Raw genomic sequence first — 18,449 nt, 5'->3', positions numbered from 1 at the left:
GTTGACCGGAACTTGCGGGAATGCTAGCGGCTCGTCGCCATCGCCTGTCAAGGGCTGGACGTGCGCCCGTGACGCATCCGAGACGCCTTCACCCTGTTCAGGACGGCATTCGACGGAACATGCGGGTCGACGCGGGGCGTTCGCCCGTCAGAACGAATCAGGCCACTGCGAGCCGGTGCTCAACTCCGGTCGAGCAGGAGGCCGGCCGGGGTCACGAACTCCGGCTGTCGGCAACCAGGACGTCGACACCCGCGTCCCGGAGCGCCCGTACTGCGGCGGGGTCCGCGGCGGAGTCGGTGATCAGCACGTCGATCCGTTCCGTCGGCACGGTCTGGCACATCGTTTCGCGGCCGAGCTTCGTGTGGTCGGCCAGCACGATCACCTGGCGCGCCGCGGCCACGAGCGCCATGTCCGTGGCAGCGGCGAAGACGTTCGGGGTGGTCAGGCCGCGATCGACGGTGACGCCGTCGCCGGAGAGGAACACCTGCGCGCCGCGCAGGCCCTTGAGGCTCTGCTCCGTCATCGGGCCGACGAGCGCCCCGATCGACCGGCCGAGCGTGCCGCCGACCATGACCAGGTCGACGTGCTCGACGTCGAGCAGGGCCGTGGTCACCGGTACCGAGTTGGTGATCACCGTCAACGGCTCGACGTCGGCCAGGCACCTGGCGAGCTGCAGCGTGGTCCGGCCGGGGCCGAGCAGGATCGCGCTCGCGGGCTCGACCAGCTCGGCGGCCCGCGCCGCGATCGCCGCCCGCTCGGCGGCCACCGGATCGGCGGGGAGACCTCCGCGGGCGTGGTCCGGGACGGCGTGGTCGACCTGGACGGCGCCGCCACGGGTGGCACCCAGCAGCCCTTCGGCGACCATCGCGCGCAGGTCGCGCCGCACGGTCGACTCCGAGATGCCGACCTCGTCCGCGAGGTCGCGGAAGGACGCGTACCCGCGCACCTGCACGTGGTCGAGGATGCGGCGACGCCGCTCCGCGATGAGCATCTCCGCTGATCACCTGACCTGCTGTGCTGTCCGACCGGGCTACCCGTTATAGCAGGAGTTGTCACTACACGTCAGCTCGGGGCACGGTTGGTCACGTGGTGGCATGCTCGGGCGGTGCACGCGGTCTCCAGTGTGCCGTCCTGCCGGAAGCGGAGTATGCCGACCGCCGGCGCTTGACCTCGACCGCAGTCGAGGTTCTACGGTCCTGACCAGCGGGAAGTCGTCCACGGGTGCAGGAGCGGTAATGATCGTCACCGTCGCGAGGGTCAGCGACCCCGACCGGTTCCTGGAAGTCTTCGAGACCGTCGGCGCGGAGAAGCGGCGGGAGCACGGCTGCCGGGGCGCCCGGGTCTTTTTCGACCCCGACGACGCGCACCGGGTGTGGTCCGTCTTCGACTGGGACGCGAAGGACTACGACGGGTTCCTCGAGGACCCCGAGATCCCGGCCATCGCGCGAGCTCTCGGGATCCAGGCCCCGCCCGTGCACGCCGTGGCCGCGGTCGAGCTCGACGCCTGACCACGCAGCGAGAGAGGTTTCGGCATGGCCGCCACGCCCCCGAGGGCACGCAGGTTCAGCTCGGCGATCGGCGAGGACGCCGTCCGCTTCGGCGACCGGATCCTCATCGCGCCTGCCCTCGGCAAGGAGGCCGGCGGGTCGATGAGCGCCTACACGTCGTTCCTCTACGCGGGGGCGCGCGCCGACCTGCCGGCCTCCTACGCCGAGGTCTGGGTGGTGCTCAGGGGAGCGATACGGGTGGGCGCCGCGAGCGATGCCGTGACGGTGCGCGCAGGCGACTTCGTGCACGTTCCGGAGCAGGCGCCCGGGGTCGTCGAGGCCCTCGAGGACACCACGATGGTCTGCGTGTCGGTGCCCGCGCATTGAAGAGGGCGGCCGACCGCGGCGTCCCTAGTGCCCCAGCCGTCGGCGCACCTGACCAGTGGCGACCCGCTGCTGCACCCGGCCGAACGAGCCCGGCCTCGTGTAGGCGACCAGCAGGCTGCCGATGTCGCGCCGGACCACCACCACGTCGCGCCAGCGGCCGCGGATGTAGGCCACCACCGCCTCGCCCGGCCGGACGTCGGTGCTGCGTGCGATCGGCTCCGTCCCGGCGGGCGGTTCGTCGAGAGCCGTGCTCGCGCGCACCGGCTCCTCCGGCTCGACCACGTCCGGCTCGACCACGTCCGGCTCGGTCGCCGGCTCGTCGACGGGCGGCTGCTCGATGCCGCTCACCCGCCCGGGCACCGCGATCGTCTCGCCTGCGAGCAGCAGCGCGAGCTCGTCGCCGGTGAGGTCGACCTCCACCAGCAGCCCGTCCGGTTCGTCCACGACGAGACGCGCCACGGCGACGCCTGCAGGCTCCTGGTCGACCGTGAGCGAGACCTGCAGGTCACAGGTGGTCGGCGACCCGCGCGGCATGGGCCGACGGTACGGGCGGCCTCGCCGTCCCGCGCCGCTCCCGGCCATGATCCGTCCGAACGTGCGATGAGGTTCCGGTGCCGGACCGGTCTACACACCGGCACACCCGATGCGAAGGGATCATCACGATGGCGAAGGTCGTCTCCACACTGTTCATCGCGGCCGACGGCGTGGCCGAGATCGATCCGGACTGGCATTTCCCCTACTTCGACGAGAACATGGGCCGCGCCGTCGTCGAGGACTACGACACCGGTGACGTACTGCTCCTGGGCCGTGGGACCTACGACAGCTTCGCCGGGGCCTGGCCGGAGCGGGAAGCCGCCGGCGGGGAGGACGCGCCCTTCGCCAAGCGCCTCGGCGACACGCGCAAGGTCGTCGTCTCGCGCCAGCCGCTCGAGTTCTCGTGGCGCAACTCGGAGCTGATCGACGGCGATCTCGTCGATGCCGTCACCGCGCTCAAGTCCGACCCCGGCGTCCAGGGCATCGTCATCCCCGGCTCGGTCTCCGTGGTCCAGCAGCTGCTCGCCGCCGGGCTGGTCGACGAGCTCCGCCTGCTGGTGCACCCGGTCGCGGCCCGGAAGGGCCAGCGGCTGTTCGACGACGGCGACGTGCCGTACCACCTGAAGGTCACCGCGACCGAGGTGTTCCCCACCGGCGTGATCCGCGTGATCTACGCGCTGGGCGAGGCGCCGGGCAAGGTCGGCTACGACGAGGTCAAGGGCCAGGTGTGACCGGTCGGAGGCGGTCGGCCACCGAGGCCACCAGCTCGTAGGAGCGCAGGCGGTCGGCGTGGTGGTGGACGGGCGTGGTCACCATCACCTCGTCGGCACCGGTCTCGTCGAGCACCGCCTGCAGGCGCTCGGCCACCGTCGCCGGGCTCCCGGTGAGCAGGCCGGGAGCGCCGTCGCCGTCCGGGAGCGGGTGGGTCGCCGCCTCCTCGGGGCTCGGCAACAGGATGCGGCGTCCCCTGGCCCGGCTGAGCACCTTCAACCTGATGGGACCGGCGAGCCAGTGGGCGCGGTCGTCGTCGTCCGCCGCGACGACCGACACGCTGACCAGGGTCGTGGGCGTCGCACCGGACTCCGCCGGGCGGAACCGCTCGCGGTAGACGCGCGTTGCCTCGGCGGCCGCGCCCGGGGCGAGGTGGTGCGCGAAGGCGTACGGAAGGCCCAGCTCGCCTGCCAGCTCCGCGCTGGCGGTGGACGAGCCGAGCAGCCAGACCTGCGGCGTGTTCCCGCCGAGGACGGGGATCGCCTTGACCGGCGCGTCCTCGGCCGGGTCGAGGTAGGACCGCAGCTCCGCGATCTGTTCGGGGAACGTCTTCGCCGTCCGCTCCCTCTCGGGGCGGACCGCCTCGACCGCCGCCCGTGGCCCCCCGGGCGCCCGGCCGACGCCGAGGTCGATCCGGTCGGGGTGCAGCGCGGCGAGCGTGCCGAACTGCTCGGCCACCACGAGCGGGGCGTGGTTCGGGAGGAGCACCCCTCCGGCGCCGACGCGGAGGTGCCGCGTGGCGCTCGCGAGGTGGCCGACGAGGACGGCCGGGGCCGAGCCTGCGACGCCACGCATTCCGTGGTGCTCCGGGACCCAGTACCGGTGGTAGCCGAGAGCGTCGGCCAGTAGCGCGAGGTCGACCGAGTTGCACAGGGCCCGCCTCGGGTCGGACCCTTCCACGACCGGCGAGGTGTCCAGTACTGAGAGGGGCACACCCGGTCTCTCAGCCCGATCCATGCGGCTAGTCTCCATCCATGGCGACGGACGTCCAGGTTCCGCGCGAGCGGCTCCGTCGCATCGAGGCGGTCACGGACACCGCGCTCGGCCATCTCGGCGTCGAAGCGCTGCTCGTCGAGCTGCTCGACCGGGTGCGCGACCTGCTCGAGGTCGACACCGCTGCGGTGCTCCTGCTCGACCCGTCCGGGCAGTACCTCGTCGCCACGGCGGCCCGCGGCATCGAGGAGGAGGTGCGCCAGGGCGTCCGGATCCCGCTCGGCAAGGGGTTCGCCGGGCGCATCGCGGCAACGAGGGCGCCGGTCATCCTCGAGACGGTCGACCACTCGAACGTCCTCAACCCGATCCTGCGGGAGAAGGGCATCTGCTCCCTCCTCGGCGTCCCGCTGATGTCCGGCGGCGAGGCGATCGGCGTTCTGCACGTCGGCAGCCTGACCAGCCGGATCTTCACCCACGACGAGACCGAGCTGCTCCAGCTCGCGGCCGATCGCGTCGCCCTCGCCACCCAGGCCCGACAGGTCCAGGTGTCGCAGGCCGCCGCGGCCACTCTCCAGCGCAGCCTCCTGCCCACGAAGCTGCCGGCCGTGCCGGGCCTTGAGTTCGCCTCGCGGTACGCCCCCGGCGGTGGCGGAGAGGTCGGGGGCGACTGGTACGACGTCTTCGACGTCCCGTCCGGGCACATCTACGTCGTCGTCGGCGACGTGGCCGGCCGCGGCATGGACGCCGCCGTCGCCATGGGCAGGCTCCGCACGGCCCTGCGCGCGTACGCCCTCCAGACCCAGGACCCGGCCGACCTGCTCGCCCGCCTCGACACCCACGTCCGGCACCACGAGCGTGGCGTCATGGCCACCGTGCTGTGCGCGGTCCTGTCGCCGTCCCACGACGAGCTGGTCGTGTCCTCCGCCGGACACCCGCAACCCATCTCGACGTCACCCGACGCGCCGGCCGAGGTGGTGGACGTGCCGCCCGACCTGCCGGTCGGCATCGACCCCACCCACCCGAGGCGTACCAGGTCGATCGCGTTGCCACCCGGCCACGCCCTCTTCCTCTACACCGACGGCCTCGTCGAACGGCGCGGACTCTCCCCGGACGTCGGCATCCAGCGGCTGCGCGCGGCGCTCTGCCCCGGGCCTGCGGACGCGATCTGCGGGAAGGTGATGTTCGAGCTGCTCGGCGCCGACACGGCCGACGACGACGTCGCCGTCCTGATGCTGTCTCGGCTGCTGGTGGACGGCGTCGAATCGCCGATGCCCAACTGAGTTCGGCTCCAGTACGGCAGGCGGATTCGTGATCAGGACGTTCGGTGGTGGTCGCGCGCATGATCCGCTGTATCGGTCGCCTGTGGCTGTGGTGACAGCCATGGACAACCGCTACACGCGATCTTGGAGAGCAAGATCCGGTGTATCGGGCGTCGATGGTTGTGGGAGCAGTCATGAGCAACCGCCAGTTCGGATCATGGCGCGGGCCAGCCTCGGCCTTGTCATGATCGGATCCCGTCGGGTCGGCCCGGTCAGAAACTGCCGGTGGGCGCGCCGTTCCCGGCTCAGGCCTACCGGCGCTCGCCCCCGCTGCCGGCCTCTCCCACGATCCTCCAGGTCCCGTCGACCCTCGCCTTGTGGGTCGGCCGGGTTGGGTTCACTACCGAATTCTGTGGTTGCGTGGGCGGCCGCCAGAGCAACCACGAAATTCGGTAGTGAACCCAACCGGCCATCTCGGTGGGGGCGGCAACGAGGCGAACCGGATAGCCGCATCAGCAACATCGGGCGGATAGGTGAGGCCGGGCGCCCCCGAGCCGGGACGGCGCGCCCACCGGAACGGTTCCCACCACGAGGGCACCGCCGGCACCGACCGCGTTCCGCGGAACGCGCCCCGAAGGCTTCATCGATCTGCGGCCGGAGAAGCAGGCGTGCGTCAGTAGGCCCGCCCGATCAGCACCGTGTGCTCGGCCGGCAGGCCGGTGATCAGGCAGGTCGGCGCGGGCGGCTCGGCGTCGACGATGCAGCGGATGGTGGCGCTGGTGCGCTCGCCGAGCGCCTTCTCCGACTCCTCCGTGCCGGACCAGGCGGCGAGGAACAGGCCACCGTCACCCAGGCGCTCGGTGAGCTCGTCGAAGTCGGTGACCGGGTGGGTGTGCTCCTCGCGGAACGTCCGCGACTGCGTGAGCAGCACCTGCTGGATCTCGTCGAGCAGATCGGTGGCGGCGCGCGCGGCACCGTCCAGCGGCACCGTGCTCTTGCTGCGGTCGTCCCGCCGGACCAGGGTGGCGTTCCCCGCGGCCAGCTCCCGCGCGCCCAGCTCGATCCGGACGGGTACGCCCTTCAGCTCCCAGTCGACGGAGCGGCGCCCGAACGAGGTGTGGGTGCGGGAGTCGAGGTGGACGCGGACGCCTGCCGCGCGCAGCTCCGCCTCGACGCGCCTGGCCGCCGTGCCCTCGGCGTCCAGTTGCATGATCACCACCTGGTGCGGTGCGATCGCAGGGGGCAGGCGCAGGCCGTGGTCGTCGCCGTGGACCATGATCGTCCCGCCGATCATCCGGGTGGACGTGCCCCACGAGGTGGTGGCGACGTGGCGGCGCTCGCCGCCCGCATCCAGGTACTGGATGTCGAAGGCGCGGGCGAAGTTGTGGCCCAGGTTGTGGCTGGTCCCCATCTGCAGCGCCTTGCCGTCGCGCATCAGCGCCTCGCAGGTGAAGGTGTGGTCGGCGCCGGCGAAGCGCTCGCCCGGCGACTTCTCGCCCACCACGACCGAGATGGCGAGGGTCTCCTCCATGAACCGCCGGTAGACCTCCAGCATGCGCCGGGTCTCCTCGACCGCGTCCTCGAAGGTGGCGTGGGCGGTGTGCCCCTCCTGCCAGAGGAACTCGGTGGTGCGCAGGAACACCCGGGGGCGCAGCTCCCAGCGCACCACGTTGTTCCAGAGGTTGATCATCATGGGCAGGTCGCGGTGGGACTGCACCCACTTGGCGAAGTAGTGGTTGATGACCGTCTCGGAGGTGGGGCGCACCACCAGCGGTTCGGCGAGCTCCTCCCCGCCGCCGTGGGTGACCACGGCGAGCTCGGGGGAGAAGCCCTCGACGTGCTGCTTCTCCTTCTCCAGGAAGCTCATGGGGATGAACAGCGGGAACGCGACGTTCTGGGCCCCGGTCTCCTTGATCCGCCGGTCCATGTCCGCCTGCATGAGCTCCCAGATGGCGTACCCCCACGGTCGGATGACCATGGTCCCGCGCGCCGGACCGTTGTCGGCCATTTCGGCGCGAGCAACGACGTCCTGGTACCAGGCGGGGAAGTTCTCCGCCTGCGGGGTGAGTACGGGCTTCGACACGTGCCGACGGTAGCTGCGCGGGCAAACGCTTATCCGGCGAAGACGTGCTTGCTGCTGGTCGCCCGAGTGGGCCAGCATGGAGTCCTCTGACAACCCGGGAGGGAGCGGACCCGTGACGGTGGACGAGCTGGTCGTCGAGTTCGCGCTGGCCCGGATCGACAACCCGGGCCTCGACGTCGAGGAGATCGCGGCGCTCGTCGTCGGCCGGGCAGGACCTGACGACATGCTCGAGTTCGCGTCGCGGAACCTCGCCACCCGCGACGAGCTGAGGGGCAGCGCGTTCGCCTCGGCCGTCGAGTACGTGCTGCGGACGGTGCTGAAGCTGCGCGACGACGTACCCGACTGACGGGCGGGGCGCCCGTATCAGGCGCCGCCGTCGAGGATGTCGCGGAGCACGGCGAGCCCGTCGTGGACCTCGGTGAACGAGGTGGACAGCGGTGCGGGTCCGATCCGGATGGCGTCGGGTTCGCGGTAGTCGGGGATCACCCCGCGGGCCCACAGCTGGTCGACGGTGTCGCGGAAGCCGGGGCGGTGGAGGGTGACGTGCCCGCCGCGCCGCCCGGGCTCGCGGGGGGAGATCACCTGCACGCCGTGCGGGGCCAGCCACTCGTCGGCCAGTTCGAGCGCGAACTCGGTCAGCGCGACCGACTTGGTGCGCACGGCGCTGACGCCGGCTTCCTCGAGCAGGTCGAGCGAGGCGAGCAGGGGCACCGCGGCGAGGATGGGTGGGGTGCCGGACACCAGGTGCCGCGCCCCGGCGGCGGGCTGGTAGCCCGGCCCCATGGTGAACGGGTCGGCGCGGCCCATCCAGCCCTGGATCGGCTGCCGCAGCCGCTCCTGCAGGCCGTGGCGCAGGTAGCCGAAGGCCGGCGAGCCGGGCCCGCCGTTGAGGAACTTGTAGGTGCAGCCCACCGCCAGGTCCACGCCCCAGTCGTCGAGGGCGAGGGGCACGGACCCGGCGGAGTGGCACAGGTCCAGCAGCAGGTAGGCGCCGGCGTCGCGGGTGGCGGCCGCGATCGCGGGGGCGTCAGCCAGCCACCCCGACCGGTACGCGACGTGCGACAGCAGCACCAGCGCGGTGTCCGGGCCGGCCGCAGCGGCGACCTGCTCGGCGGTGACTCCTCCGGCGAGATCGGCGTGCAGCCAGCGCACGGTGGCGCCGCGCTCGGCGGCGATGCCCTCGACGACGTAGCGGTCGGTGGGGAAGTCGTCGGCGAACGCCACGATCACCCGGCGGGCCGGATCGTCCGCGGTGGCGGCGTCGACGGCGGCGCGGGCGAGCTTGTAGAGCCACACGGTGGTGGAGTCGCCCAGCACGGTCTGTCCCGGCGCAGCGCCCAGCGCGGCCGCGGCGATCCGGTCCCCGACCCGGCCGGGCCAGTCCATCCACGGACCGTCCGGGCCGTCCTCGGTCCAGCCGCGGATCAACCGCTCCCCCCAGGACTGCCGGAGGAACTCGCCCAGCCGGTTCGCGGCATCGGCCACCGGGCGGCCGAGGGAGTTGCCGTCCAGGTAGGCGACGACGTCGGGGGCGGGCAGGAACCGGTCCCGCAGCCCGGCGAGCGGGTCGGCCGCGTCCAGGGCGGCAGCCCGCTCCGCCCAGGTGCGAGTGCTGGTGGTCATGCCTGGATCTCCGTGCGGACGGCGAACAGCTCGGGGAAGAACGTCAGGTCCAGCGCGGCGCGCAGGAAGTTGACCCCGCTGGAGCCACCCGTGCCCCGCACGGTGCCGATGGTGCGCTCCACGGTCTTGAGGTGGCGGAACCGCCACAGCTGGAAGTTCTCCTCCAGATCCACCAGCTCCTCGCACGCCTCGTAGGCCTCCCAGAACTGGCGGGAGTGCTCGTAGATGCGGCGGAACACCGGCACCAGCTCCGGGGTGAACTCGTGCGGCGCCGCCACGTCCCGGTGCAACAGCTGTTCGGGGATCGCGTGCCCGTGCCGGTGCAGGTGGCGCAGGAACTCGTCGTAGACGGTCGGTTCCCCGAGCAGCGTCTCCAGCAGCTCACGGGCCTGATCGTCGTGCTCGAACAGCTTGACCATGGCGGGGTTCTTGTTGCCGAGGACGAACTCGACCGCCCGGTACTGGTAGGACTGGAACCCCGACGAGGTGCCCAGGAACCGGCGGAACTCCGCGTACTCCGACGGCGTCAGCGTCGCGAGCACCGACCACTGCTCGGTCAGCTGCCGCTGGATGTGCTTCACCCGCGCCAGGCCCTTGAGCGCCGGGCGCAGCTCGTCGGCCCGCAACCGGTCCCGCACCGCGCGCAGCTCGTGCAACACCAGCTTCAACCACAGCTCGGAGGTCTGGTGCTGCACGATGAACAGCAGCTCGTCGTGGTGCACCGGGCGGCTCACCGGATGCTGCGCCGACAACAACTGGTCCAGATGCAGGTAGGCCCCGTAGGACAGGTTCACCCGCTCCCCGGTCCCACCGAACTCCCGGACCACACCCTCCTCGAGAGGGCGCAGGTTCCTGCCGTTCCCGGTCATCAGGTCACCGTAGACGGCGCGACGAGCAACTGGTCGGGGTAGCACCAGCCCCAGTCCTCCCCGGGTTCGAAGGACTGGACGAGCGGGTGCGAGCTGGTGTGCCAGTGCTGCGACGCGTGCCGGCCCGGCGAGCTGTCGCAGCACCCGACGTGGCCGCAGTGCAGGCACTTGCGGAGGTGGACCCAGGTACCGCCGTCCCGCAGGCAGTCCTCGCAGCCCCGATCGGTGCTCGGGGTCACGTCGGCGGCGACCTCGCCGAGGTGCGTGCAGGTCGCCTCGGTTGGACGGCCGTCCGCGTCCCCGACGACCGTGAAGCCGCCGGTCTGCGCGGGTACGGGCTCGGCGGCAGGGCGGATCAGGACGACGGTCACCAGCGCCCCGAGTGCGATGACCGCGATGCCCACGAGGAACACGACCGTCAGCGCGTGCGTGAACGAGCTCGTGTACGCCGGGAGGAGGGCGGTCGCGGCCTGGCCGAGGGAGCGCCCTGCGGCGTCCAGGTCACCCGACGCGGCCAGCTCGGCTGCGGCGGTGGCCTGCGGTCCCGGCACCCCGCCCGCGGCGAGCCGGGCGCCCGTGCCGTCGGCGAGCCGGGACTCGAACACCGCGCCGAGTCCGGCGATCCCCACGGCGATGCCGAGCTGGCGGGCGGTGTTGTTGATGCCGGAGGCCATGCCGCTGTGCGCGGCGTCCACGGTGCTGAGCGCGGCGACCGTCATCGTGGGGTTGACGACGCCTGCACCGACGCCGAAGACCAGGAGCGCCGGCAGGAGCCGCAGGCCGCCGGAGTCCGGTCCCAGGTCGAGCATCAGCGCGAGGCCCACCCCGCACAGCGCGAGGCCGCCCACGAGCGCGATCCGCACGCCGAGGCGGGCCACGACCCTCGCCGCGAGCAGCGACACCACCAGCGACGCCACCGCGAACGGCGCGACCTCCAGTCCGGCGAGCGTCGGCCCCGAGCCGTGCACCCGCAGCAGGAACAAGGTGAGGTACACCAGCGGCGCGAACCCGGCGGCGGCGAACACGACGGCCACCAGCGTGGCGCCGAGGAAGGTCGGGTTGCGCATCAGGGCAGGCGCGATCAGCGGTGCGGTGCTGCGGAACTCGACCAGCGTGAACAGCGCGAACAGGACGAGCGCCCCGCCGGCCATGGCGAGCGTGACGGGGGAGAGCCAGCCGACCCCGTTGCCCCGCTGGACCAGCACGATCAGCAGCACCATCGCGCCGGTGAGTAGCCCGGCGCCCAGCCAGTCCAGCCTGGTGGAGGAGCTGTCCCGGCTCTCCCGGAGGTGCCGCAGCCCCACCGCGGCGGTGGGGAGCACCAGCAGCACGGCGAGGGCGAACTGGGCGCGCCACCCGACGACCTCCACGAGGATCCCGCCGAGCAACGGTCCCAGCGCGATCGCGCCGGACACGCTGGCTCCCCAGACACCGATCGCGCGGGCCCGAGCCGGCCCGTCGAACTCCGCCGCGATCAGCGCGAGCCCGGACGGGAAGAGCGCCGCGGCGCCCGCGCCCTGGACCAGCCGTCCGACGATGAGCAGCTCCGTGGTCGGCGCCAGCGTGCAGAGCAGGGACCCCACCCAGAAGCCCGCGAGGCCGAGCAGGAACAGCCGCCGCCTGCCGTAGCGGTCGCCGAGCGCGCCGCCGGCCAGCAGCAGCGACGCCAGCACCATCGCGTACGCCGACAGCACCCACTGCTGGGCGCTGAAGCCCGCGGACAGATCGACCGCGATCGCGGGCAGCGCGACGTTCGGCGCGGTCACGTTGAACAGCAGCAGTGCAGAGGCCAGGCACACCACGGCAAGCGTCCACCGCTGACACCGCCGAGCGCCCTCGGTGGTCTCGCCGGCCGGCCGCGCCGCCGCCGGCGTGTCCGGATGAGCGGGGCAGGCACCGAGCCCGGCCGCCGGGATCAGCCGCGCGACACCGTGGCGCCGTGCTCGGAGGTCTCCGACCACCCGGCCTGACGCCGCCATCGCGCCTCACCGCCTCCCGGTTGGGGTACCGGAACGGATTACACTCTTACCGCGCTTGCGGGACAACCGTGTCGACGGGGCGGGGCGCTAGCGTCGCGGGCTGTGCTGAACGACGTGACGGCGTGGCTCCACAACTCCGACCCCACGTTGCGCTGGCAGGTCGAGCGCGACCTCATGGCTGCCCCGCCCGAGGTCTGGGAGTCGACGCGGGCCCGGATCGCCACCGAAGGCTTCGGCGCGCGCCTGCTCGCGCTCCAGGAGCCGGACGGCCGGTGGGCGGGCGGCGCGTTCTTCCCCGCCGGCTTCACGCCGGAGGCGGGAGAGGCCGGACAGCCGTGGACGGCCACGACCTGGACGCTCAACTCGCTGCGGGAATGGGGCCTCGACGCCGCCGTCCTGCGGGAGCGCCGCACGGCCGAGCTGCTCGCCGAGAACTGCCGCTGGGAGTACGACGACCTGCCGTACTGGGCCGGTGAGGTCGACTGCTGCATCAACGCCTGGACCGTCGCCAACGGACTGTGGCTCGGCGCCGACGTCACCGGCATCGTCTCCTGGTTCGTCGACCACCAGCTGCCGGACGGCGGCTGGAACTGCGAGTGGGTGGAGGGCTCGACCAGGTCGTCGTTCCACTCGACGCTGAACTCCCTCAAGGGTCTGCTCGCGTACGACGCGGCGACCGGCGGCACGGAGGCGACGCGCGCCGCCCGCCGCTCCGGTGAGGAGTACCTCCTCCGCCGCGAGCTGTTCCGGCGTCTGTCGACGGGGGAGCCCGTCGGACCGTGGGTCGGCCGCTTCGCCTACCCGTTCCGCTGGTCCTACGACGTGCTCAACGCCGCCGAGTACTTCCGCCAGGCGTCACTGGTCGACGGCACGGCGCCGGACCCGCGCATGGCCGACGCGATCGCGATCGTCCGCGCTGCCAGAGGGCCCGACGGCACGTGGGTGCAGGCCGGGAGGCATCCCGGCCGGGTGTGGTTCGAGGTCGACGTGCCGGCGGGGGAGCCGTCGAAGTGGCTGACGCTGTTCGGGACGCGCGTGCTCGCCTGGTGGGACCAGCGGGATCGTTGAGCCGAGCGGGACCTTCGCCCCTGTGCCGCGGGCCCGACGCCTCCGGACCATCGATCGGTGCGCGCATACCCTCGGTGGCAGAAGCCCCGGAGAGGAGCTGCCCGTGCGGATCCGCGAGATCATGTCCAAGCCCGCCGTCGTCGTGCCGCCGGAGCTCCCGGTGAAGGAGGCCATCGCGAAGCTCGACGCAACCGGCTTCACCTGCCTGCCGGTGGTCGGCGGCGAAGGTCGCCTGGTCGGTGTGGTCGGCGAGGCGGAGCTGCTGGCCGGCCGGTTCCCGCCCGACCCGAACGTGCCGATCTTCGACCGCGCCCCGGACGTTCCCGGGGCGACCGTCGGTGACGTGATGGTGCGCGACGTGCTCGTGACCAATCCCCGGGAAGGCGTCGCCGACCTGCTGACCGTCCTGCGTGCGGCGCACGTCCGCTCGGTTCCGGTGGTGGACGACGGGATCGTCGTCGGGGTCGTCACCTATCGCGACCTGCTCCGGGCGCTCGCGCGGGACGACGCGTCGATCGAGGCGGACGTCCGGCGCAAGCTCGACATCTACGGAGGCGTCGGCAGGTGGCGCGCCGAGGTGCGCGGCGGCGAAGTGACGATCTTCGACGACCACTCCGACCCGGTGGCGCGGAGCGGCGCGATCCGGGTGGCGGAGTCGGTGCTCGGTGTCTCGCGGTGCCGGGTCGTTGACACGGCCGAGTCCGCCGATTCGGCCTCGCCTCGGTGACGCCCGCTCAGGCGACGATCACGTAGAGGCCGTAACCGACGATCGCCGCCACCGCCAGCAGGCAGAGCGCCGCGATCGCGGTGCGGACCGGTGCGCTAACGGGCGGCGCGGCGCCGTCGTCCGGGCCCCCGGCCGGCTGCGTCGCCCGCGCCGACAGACCCACGAGCGCGAACGCCACGAGCGAGACCACCGCGACCCCGACCGCGAGCGACACGACGCACACCGTCAGCAGCGAACCCCACGCGATGTTCATCCGGAGTCTCCTGTTCAGGCCGCGGCGTGCGCGGACGCCTTCGGGGCCGGGACGTCGTCGACGTTCTCGGCCGTGACGGGACGACGCCGCGCCGCGGCGTAGATGCCGCCTGCGAGTGCGGCGGCGACCAGCGCGACGATGATCGTCCCCACCGTTCCGGTGGAGGCGAGCCACGCCGCAGCGGCGCCGACCGCGGCCGCGGCGGGGGGCGTGAGGATCCAGGCGACGGCCATCTGGCCCGCGTGGGACGAGCTGGACGGCAGGGCCGAGCAGCCACGTCAGCAGGTTCCACAGGATCGCGCCCACGAGCCCGGCGAAGATCACCACGGGGCCGATCCGCGTCTCGTCGACCATTCCGCTCGAGATCGTCTTCGCGACCTCGACCGAGAGGAATGCGCCGACGAGGTTCAGCAGGCCCGCGATCGTCACCGCCGCTTCGGCGACAGCGCGCCGGTGGCGATCGAGGTCGCCATCGCGTTGGCCGTGTCGTGGAACCCGTTGGTGAAGTCGAAGACGAGAGCCGTGACCACGACCACGACCACGACCACGATCACGGTGACGTCCATGCGTGCCTTCCCAGCTCGGACCGGACAGCTCAACTCCACTCCCCGTATCCCCACCGCGGGCCAACGGAGCATTTACGATCGGTGGAACCAGGGAATCCGCGCGAATAGCGCAGAAGTGCCGTATCGGGCGATCCGGAACACCTGTATTCGTACGTTTCGCGCCCTTTGCCCGAGCCTGCTCTACGAGGTGCGGGCACCACTCCCGGCCATCACCTCCAGCCCCAGCGGTCCCGGAGTCGTCACGGGTGGGTTGTGGTCGCCGCACACATGGTCTGGCATGTACGAGGACCCGCGCGGCATGGCGCGCGGCCGAACCAGGGCTGGAGTTCCGAATGACGCAGGACGAGGACGGCGACCCGACCCCACCCCTCGATCACCGCGGCGCCGAGGCGGCGCTGCGCGCGCAACTGCTCGCCACCGAACACTGGAGCCTGCTGGCAACGCGCAGCATGACGTGGTCGGAGATATTCAGTCGCACCGGAACGTTCCTGACGGTCCTGTCCGCCGTGGCGGTGGCCCTTTCCCTGACGGCGCAGGCGACCGGGTTCGGGCAGAGTTTCCGGGGGTTCGCGCTCGTCGTACTCCCGATCGCCCTGCTGGTGGGGCTGGGGACGTACGTGCGCCTGGTCGAGGCCGACATCGAGGACGCCTGGCTCATCGTCGGGATGGCCGGCTGCGCCACGGCTACCTGGAGCTGGCCCCTGATCTCGAGCCGTACCTCGTGACCAGCCCGCACGACGACTTCGCCGGAGTGCTGCAGACCTACAGCTTCCGTCGCAAGGTGGGCATCGTCCACCTGCTGTCCGGCTCGCCCTTCATCGTCGGGGTGATCGACGCTGTGGTTGCCGGACTGCTCGGTTCGATGGCTTTCCAGACGATCCAGGAATCCGGCCCCGCGCACGTTCTCGTGGGATTCGCCACGGCGGTGATCCTCGCGGTCTTGTTGGGATCATTGTGGTATCAGCGGTTGCGCAGAGCCCGTCGTGATCTCCGCCCCAGATTTCCCGGCAACTGACGCTGACGGATCACTTCACAAACCGTGTGCGGACCTCACACAGGGCCCGCCATTTGTGAGGTCGGTACGGGGTTTGTGAAGTCAGAGGCGTGTCGGCGCGCCGCTACGGAGCGTCGTCACTCGACTCCTTGCTGTTCATCCCGAGGACCAGGTAAACCGCCGGAAACCGCTGCTGTACGGTCAGCGCGATTCGCGGGCGGGCCGGACGACCGGGAGACGGTGGAAAGTGGACGAGCGGCCGGCCGACCCCCGTACTCGCGCGGCTCGGACGAAACGGGTCCGCACCCGCGCCGCGCTGATTGCAGCGGCCGACTCGGCCTTCAGCCGCCGCGGCTGGGCCGCGACGCGCATCGAGGACATCGCGGACGCCGCGGGGGTCAGCTCCGCCACCGCGTACAACCACTTCCCGACGAAGCACGCCCTGCTCGGCGCGGTCTACGAACCCCACGTCCGTGGCCTCATCCGCCAGGCCGAGGCGGACATCGCGGCCGGCCGGCCCGTCGTCGGGGCGCTCGTGGAGCAGATCAACGCGCTGGCGCGGCTCAGCTGGTACCACCGCGGGCTGACGGCGTCGTTCACCGCGGCCGTGCTCGACTACACGATCCGCACCGGGAAGGCGCCCGATCCGGAGGACCAGGCGGACCCGCGGGTCCTCGCCCCCATCAACATGGCACTCCTGCTGCTCATCCAGCACGGGCAGGCCAACGGCGAGCTGCGCTCCCACCCGCCCGCCTCCGAGATCAGCGGCATGGTCGTCAACCTGCTGCTCGTGCGGAGCATCAACCGCGAGGACGAGCCGCCCGCCGTCACCGCCGACCTCATGTTGACGCTGCTCTTCGGCGCGCTCCGGCCGGAGCTCGTCATCGCCCGCGACGGTGCCGGGAGCCCGTGGGGCTGACGTCCGGCCGGCTGCAGCCCTATCCGGACTCCCACTTGTAGAGGTAGGCGCTGCTGCTGGGCAGCTCGAACGCACCGAACCGGCCGTCGTTGCTGTGCAGCGTGGCCGGGTCGGCCGTCGAGTTGGTGCCACCGGGCGGGATGTCGTCGACGCGGTCGAGGTCGGCCAGCTTCACCCAGCTGCCGGCCAGGCCGAGCTCGACCTCGACCCGCACGGTGAACTGTTCGAAGTTGAGCAGCACCACCATGGCGTCGTGGGCGGACCGGCCGGGCCGCAGCCGCCAGCCGAGCACCTTGTGCCCGCCGCCGTGCGCCGGGTCCATCCAAGGGCCCAGGATCCAGGTGAAGCGGCCGTCGCCTGCCGGGTCGTAGCCCGCGATGCGCAGGGCCGGGTAGCGGCGGCGCAGGTGGACGAGGCGGCGGGCCCACCGGTAGAAGCCGCTGTTCTCCGGTCCGCCCGGCGGCCACTGGAAGCTCACGACGTTGCGGTCGCGCTCGACGTTGAACTCCTGGCCCATGTAGATCATGGGGATGCCGAGCGCGACGACGGTGGAGAAGAGGCCCAGCCGCCCCTTCCGGTCCTTGGTCGCGGGCTGGTTCGTGGTGGGGTTCGTGCCCACCTCGAAGGCGGGGCTGGTCTCGTCGTGGCTCTCGACGTAGTTGACCGTGTTGTTCGTGTGCGCCGCGTATGCCGCGTGCGAGAAGTAGAAGACGTCGCCGATCTGGTCGGCGTCGATCGCTCCCTCGCGCAGCAGCACCTTCATCCTGTCGTGGAACGGGTCGGCCCATTGCGAGTAGCCGTCGTAGCCGGAGCGGTTGAGGCCGCTCTCGTTGGGCAGGTGCTCCGCGACCAGCACGGTCTCGGGTCGGAAGCGGGTGAGCTCGTCGGCCAACCGCAACAGGAAGCCGCGGTCGACGTTGCGCGTGGAGTCGAGGCGGAACCCGTCGACGTGGTACTCGGTGAGGAACAGCTTGCACGTGTCGATCAGCAGGTTCTGCACGTCCCGTTTCTCGGTCGCGACGCGGTTGCCCCACTCCGTGCTGCCGCTGAAGTACAGGCCGCCCTCGGTCGGGCTCCCGTCCTCACGGGGGCTCTCGAGGATCGCCTGCCACAGTGGGTTCGGCTTGTTGCTGGTGTGGTTGAAGACCTGGTCCAGCAGCACGGCGAGGCCGTGGTCGTGGGCCGCGTCCACCAGCTCGCGCAGGTCGTCGGCGGTGCCGAAGTCCCGTTCGACCGCCGCGAACACCGAGGTGTTGTAGCCGAGGGCGTGGGGACCCTGCTCGCCGGCGAACTCGGAGAGCGGCATGAGGGACAGCGCGTTGACCCCCAGCTCGTCGAAGTAGCCCTCCCTGATCCGCTGGGTGATCCCGGCGAACCGGCCCGGCTGCTTGATCCCGGGGTCGCCCTCGGTGAAGCCGTACACGCTCAGCTCGTAGAGGATCATGTCGGCCCGGTCGGGCGTCCGGAACGCGTGGTCGGTCCAGGCGTAGGTGCTCGGGTCGACGACGACTGCCGTGTCGTCGTCGAAGCTCGTGCCGAGCCGGCGGGCGAGCGGGTCGGTGCACCGGCGCTCGAAGCGGCCGGCCGCGTTCCGGGGCACCCCGCCCTGCACGACGTACGCGTACTCGTCGCCGGCCCTCGCCTCCGGCACCACGCCGAGCCACAGGTTGGGGATGCCGAAGTAACCGCGGTGCAGCGCCAGCTCGCGGCCGGGTTCCTGCCAGCCGTCGAACGAGCCGCGCACGAACACCCGAGCGGCGTTGGGCTGGTAGAGGCCGAACAGCACGCCGGCCCCCGCGGAGCGCCGTTGCCCCCAGGCCGGAACGGCCGTCGGTGTCCGGCACGTAGCACCCGTCGACCGCGTCGATCGCCGCGAGGAGCTCGGCCGCCGTCCCGGGCTCCGGACGGCGGGGCTCGACGTCGTAGACGAACGCCTTGTCCGCTCGGCACCAGATCTCGGCACCGGTGGGTGGGACCCGGTCGAAGTGCATGGCGTC

20 protein-coding genes and 1 pseudogene are annotated in these 18,449 nt (G+C 71.9%); 10 read left to right on the top strand and 11 right to left on the bottom strand.

The genetic code is table 11. The features are described from left to right. Nucleotides 1-211: 211 nt before the first annotated feature. Entirely contained in the window at nucleotides 212-991 is a 780-nt protein-coding gene (locus FB388_RS28030) for a DeoR/GlpR family DNA-binding transcription regulator (protein WP_142105119.1), read from the bottom strand. Nucleotides 992-1,235: 244 nt separating this feature from the next. Between FB388_RS28030 and FB388_RS28025 the strand changes: the two genes are divergently transcribed. Further along, nucleotides 1,236-1,508 carry a hypothetical protein gene (locus FB388_RS28025; RefSeq protein WP_142105118.1) on the top strand — a complete coding sequence of 91 codons (273 nt, stop codon included), beginning with the start codon at nucleotides 1,236-1,238 and terminating at the stop codon, nucleotides 1,506-1,508. Between the two features lie 24 nt (nucleotides 1,509-1,532). Further along, the gene (locus FB388_RS28020; RefSeq protein WP_142105117.1) at nucleotides 1,533-1,874 is read left to right on the top strand and encodes a cupin domain-containing protein; all 342 of its coding nucleotides are present in this window, start codon (nucleotides 1,533-1,535) and stop codon (nucleotides 1,872-1,874) included. Nucleotides 1,875-1,898: 24 nt separating this feature from the next. Here FB388_RS28020 and FB388_RS28015 read toward each other — a convergent pair whose 3' ends face one another. Continuing rightward, on the bottom strand, nucleotides 1,899-2,408 hold the full coding sequence (locus tag FB388_RS28015; RefSeq protein WP_142105116.1) for a hypothetical protein: 510 nt from the start codon (nucleotides 2,406-2,408) through the stop codon (nucleotides 1,899-1,901). Nucleotides 2,409-2,536: 128 nt separating this feature from the next. Between FB388_RS28015 and FB388_RS28010 the strand changes: the two genes are divergently transcribed. Continuing rightward, nucleotides 2,537-3,139, top strand: coding sequence for a dihydrofolate reductase family protein (locus tag FB388_RS28010; protein ID WP_142105115.1), 603 nt, complete (start codon nucleotides 2,537-2,539; stop codon nucleotides 3,137-3,139). Here the strand turns inward: FB388_RS28010 and FB388_RS28005 are convergent. Continuing rightward, complete coding sequence (locus FB388_RS28005; protein WP_170225859.1) at nucleotides 3,123-4,112, bottom strand: LLM class flavin-dependent oxidoreductase; 990 nt, start codon at nucleotides 4,110-4,112, stop codon at nucleotides 3,123-3,125. The two genes, FB388_RS28010 and FB388_RS28005, sit on opposite strands and share 17 nt — an antisense overlap. A 41-nt stretch (nucleotides 4,113-4,153) precedes the next feature. On the opposite strand from FB388_RS28005, the gene FB388_RS28000 reads away from it, so the two are divergent. Then, entirely contained in the window at nucleotides 4,154-5,392 is a 1,239-nt protein-coding gene (locus FB388_RS28000; RefSeq protein ID WP_142105113.1) for a PP2C family protein-serine/threonine phosphatase, read from the top strand. A 652-nt stretch (nucleotides 5,393-6,044) separates the two neighbouring features. On the opposite strand, the gene proS is transcribed toward FB388_RS28000, so the two are convergent. Further along, complete coding sequence (proS, locus tag FB388_RS27995; protein ID WP_211362242.1) at nucleotides 6,045-7,454, bottom strand: proline--tRNA ligase; 1,410 nt, start codon at nucleotides 7,452-7,454, stop codon at nucleotides 6,045-6,047. A 112-nt stretch (nucleotides 7,455-7,566) separates the two neighbouring features. Between proS and FB388_RS27990 the strand changes: the two genes are divergently transcribed. Further along, the gene (locus tag FB388_RS27990; protein WP_142105112.1) at nucleotides 7,567-7,800 is read left to right on the top strand and encodes a hypothetical protein; all 234 of its coding nucleotides are present in this window, start codon (nucleotides 7,567-7,569) and stop codon (nucleotides 7,798-7,800) included. Between the two features lie 17 nt (nucleotides 7,801-7,817). Here FB388_RS27990 and FB388_RS27985 read toward each other — a convergent pair whose 3' ends face one another. The 3 genes from FB388_RS27985 to FB388_RS40045 are packed head-to-tail and all read right to left on the bottom strand — an operon-like array spanning nucleotide 7,818 to nucleotide 11,925. Beyond that, nucleotides 7,818-9,077, bottom strand: a complete 1,260-nt coding sequence (locus tag FB388_RS27985) for a kynureninase (RefSeq protein ID WP_142105111.1) — start codon at nucleotides 9,075-9,077, stop codon at nucleotides 7,818-7,820. Further along, nucleotides 9,074-9,946: a tryptophan 2,3-dioxygenase gene (locus tag FB388_RS27980; RefSeq protein WP_142105110.1), complete on the bottom strand. Its 873-nt coding sequence runs from the start codon at nucleotides 9,944-9,946 to the stop codon at nucleotides 9,074-9,076. Before FB388_RS27980 ends, FB388_RS27985 begins: the two co-directional genes overlap by 4 nt. Next, nucleotides 9,946-11,925: an MFS transporter gene (locus FB388_RS40045; protein WP_142105109.1), complete on the bottom strand. Its 1,980-nt coding sequence runs from the start codon at nucleotides 11,923-11,925 to the stop codon at nucleotides 9,946-9,948. Before FB388_RS40045 ends, FB388_RS27980 begins: the two co-directional genes overlap by 1 nt. A 174-nt stretch (nucleotides 11,926-12,099) precedes the next feature. Here FB388_RS40045 and FB388_RS27970 point away from each other — a divergent pair, with 174 nt between their 5' ends. Then, a complete protein-coding gene (locus FB388_RS27970; RefSeq protein ID WP_425468591.1) occupies nucleotides 12,100-12,993 on the top strand; it encodes a squalene cyclase in 894 nt (297 codons plus the stop codon). A 103-nt stretch (nucleotides 12,994-13,096) separates the two neighbouring features. Next, complete coding sequence (locus tag FB388_RS27965; RefSeq protein ID WP_142105108.1) at nucleotides 13,097-13,720, top strand: CBS domain-containing protein; 624 nt, start codon at nucleotides 13,097-13,099, stop codon at nucleotides 13,718-13,720. A 7-nt stretch (nucleotides 13,721-13,727) separates the two neighbouring features. Here the strand turns inward: FB388_RS27965 and FB388_RS27960 are convergent, their stop codons facing one another. The 3 genes and pseudogenes from FB388_RS27960 to FB388_RS40585 all read right to left on the bottom strand — a co-directional run. After that, nucleotides 13,728-13,973 carry a hypothetical protein gene (locus FB388_RS27960; RefSeq protein WP_142105107.1) on the bottom strand — a complete coding sequence of 82 codons (246 nt, stop codon included), beginning with the start codon at nucleotides 13,971-13,973 and terminating at the stop codon, nucleotides 13,728-13,730. Between the two features lie 14 nt (nucleotides 13,974-13,987). Further along, entirely contained in the window at nucleotides 13,988-14,206 is a 219-nt protein-coding gene (locus FB388_RS40590) for a hypothetical protein (protein WP_246122635.1), read from the bottom strand. 6 nt (nucleotides 14,207-14,212) lie between these two features. Next, nucleotides 14,213-14,539, bottom strand: a pseudogene (locus FB388_RS40585) (anion permease); the annotation flags it as partial. A gap of 332 nt (nucleotides 14,540-14,871) precedes the next feature. On the opposite strand from FB388_RS40585, the gene FB388_RS27950 reads away from it, so the two are divergent. The 3 genes from FB388_RS27950 (at nucleotide 14,872) to FB388_RS27940 (ending at nucleotide 16,452) form a co-directional block, all read left to right on the top strand. Next, nucleotides 14,872-15,264: a hypothetical protein gene (locus FB388_RS27950; RefSeq protein WP_142105106.1), complete on the top strand. Its 393-nt coding sequence runs from the start codon at nucleotides 14,872-14,874 to the stop codon at nucleotides 15,262-15,264. Beyond that, on the top strand, nucleotides 15,261-15,554 hold the full coding sequence (locus tag FB388_RS27945) for a hypothetical protein (RefSeq protein ID WP_142105105.1): 294 nt from the start codon (nucleotides 15,261-15,263) through the stop codon (nucleotides 15,552-15,554). Before FB388_RS27950 ends, FB388_RS27945 begins: the two co-directional genes overlap by 4 nt. Before the next feature lie 226 nt (nucleotides 15,555-15,780). Next, a complete protein-coding gene (locus tag FB388_RS27940; protein WP_170225857.1) occupies nucleotides 15,781-16,452 on the top strand; it encodes a TetR/AcrR family transcriptional regulator in 672 nt (223 codons plus the stop codon). Between the two features lie 19 nt (nucleotides 16,453-16,471). Here the strand turns inward: FB388_RS27940 and FB388_RS27935 are convergent, their stop codons facing one another. Beyond that, nucleotides 16,472-18,238 carry an alpha-amylase family glycosyl hydrolase gene (locus FB388_RS27935; RefSeq protein WP_142105103.1) on the bottom strand — a complete coding sequence of 589 codons (1,767 nt, stop codon included), beginning with the start codon at nucleotides 18,236-18,238 and terminating at the stop codon, nucleotides 16,472-16,474. Nucleotides 18,239-18,449: the final 211 nt, after the last annotated feature.

The organism is Pseudonocardia cypriaca, assembly GCF_006717045.1.
GTDB lineage: Bacteria > Actinomycetota > Actinomycetes > Mycobacteriales > Pseudonocardiaceae > Pseudonocardia > Pseudonocardia cypriaca.
This window is presented reverse-complemented; position numbering and strand designations above follow the sequence as displayed.

Excerpts from the sequence above, each read along its gene's own strand:
- FB388_RS28020 (WP_142105117.1), top strand. The coding sequence starts at position 1,533 with ATGGCCGCCACGCCCCCGAGGGCACGCAGGTTCAGCTCGGCGATCGGC.
- FB388_RS27985 (WP_142105111.1), bottom strand. The coding sequence starts at position 9,077 with ATGACCACCAGCACTCGCACCTGGGCGGAGCGGGCTGCCGCCCTGGAC.
- FB388_RS28025 (WP_142105118.1), top strand. The coding sequence starts at position 1,236 with ATGATCGTCACCGTCGCGAGGGTCAGCGACCCCGACCGGTTCCTGGAA.
- FB388_RS28010 (WP_142105115.1), top strand. The coding sequence starts at position 2,537 with ATGGCGAAGGTCGTCTCCACACTGTTCATCGCGGCCGACGGCGTGGCC.
- FB388_RS40045 (WP_142105109.1), bottom strand. The coding sequence starts at position 11,925 with ATGGCGGCGTCAGGCCGGGTGGTCGGAGACCTCCGAGCACGGCGCCAC.
- FB388_RS27960 (WP_142105107.1), bottom strand. The coding sequence starts at position 13,973 with ATGAACATCGCGTGGGGTTCGCTGCTGACGGTGTGCGTCGTGTCGCTC.
- FB388_RS28015 (WP_142105116.1), bottom strand. The coding sequence starts at position 2,408 with ATGCCGCGCGGGTCGCCGACCACCTGTGACCTGCAGGTCTCGCTCACG.
- FB388_RS27980 (WP_142105110.1), bottom strand. The coding sequence starts at position 9,946 with ATGACCGGGAACGGCAGGAACCTGCGCCCTCTCGAGGAGGGTGTGGTC.
- FB388_RS27970 (WP_425468591.1), top strand. The coding sequence starts at position 12,100 with ATGGCTGCCCCGCCCGAGGTCTGGGAGTCGACGCGGGCCCGGATCGCC.
- FB388_RS28000 (WP_142105113.1), top strand. The coding sequence starts at position 4,154 with ATGGCGACGGACGTCCAGGTTCCGCGCGAGCGGCTCCGTCGCATCGAG.
- FB388_RS40590 (WP_246122635.1), bottom strand. The coding sequence starts at position 14,206 with ATGGCCGTCGCCTGGATCCTCACGCCCCCCGCCGCGGCCGCGGTCGGC.
- FB388_RS27950 (WP_142105106.1), top strand. The coding sequence starts at position 14,872 with ATGACGCAGGACGAGGACGGCGACCCGACCCCACCCCTCGATCACCGC.
- FB388_RS28030 (WP_142105119.1), bottom strand. The coding sequence starts at position 991 with ATGCTCATCGCGGAGCGGCGTCGCCGCATCCTCGACCACGTGCAGGTG.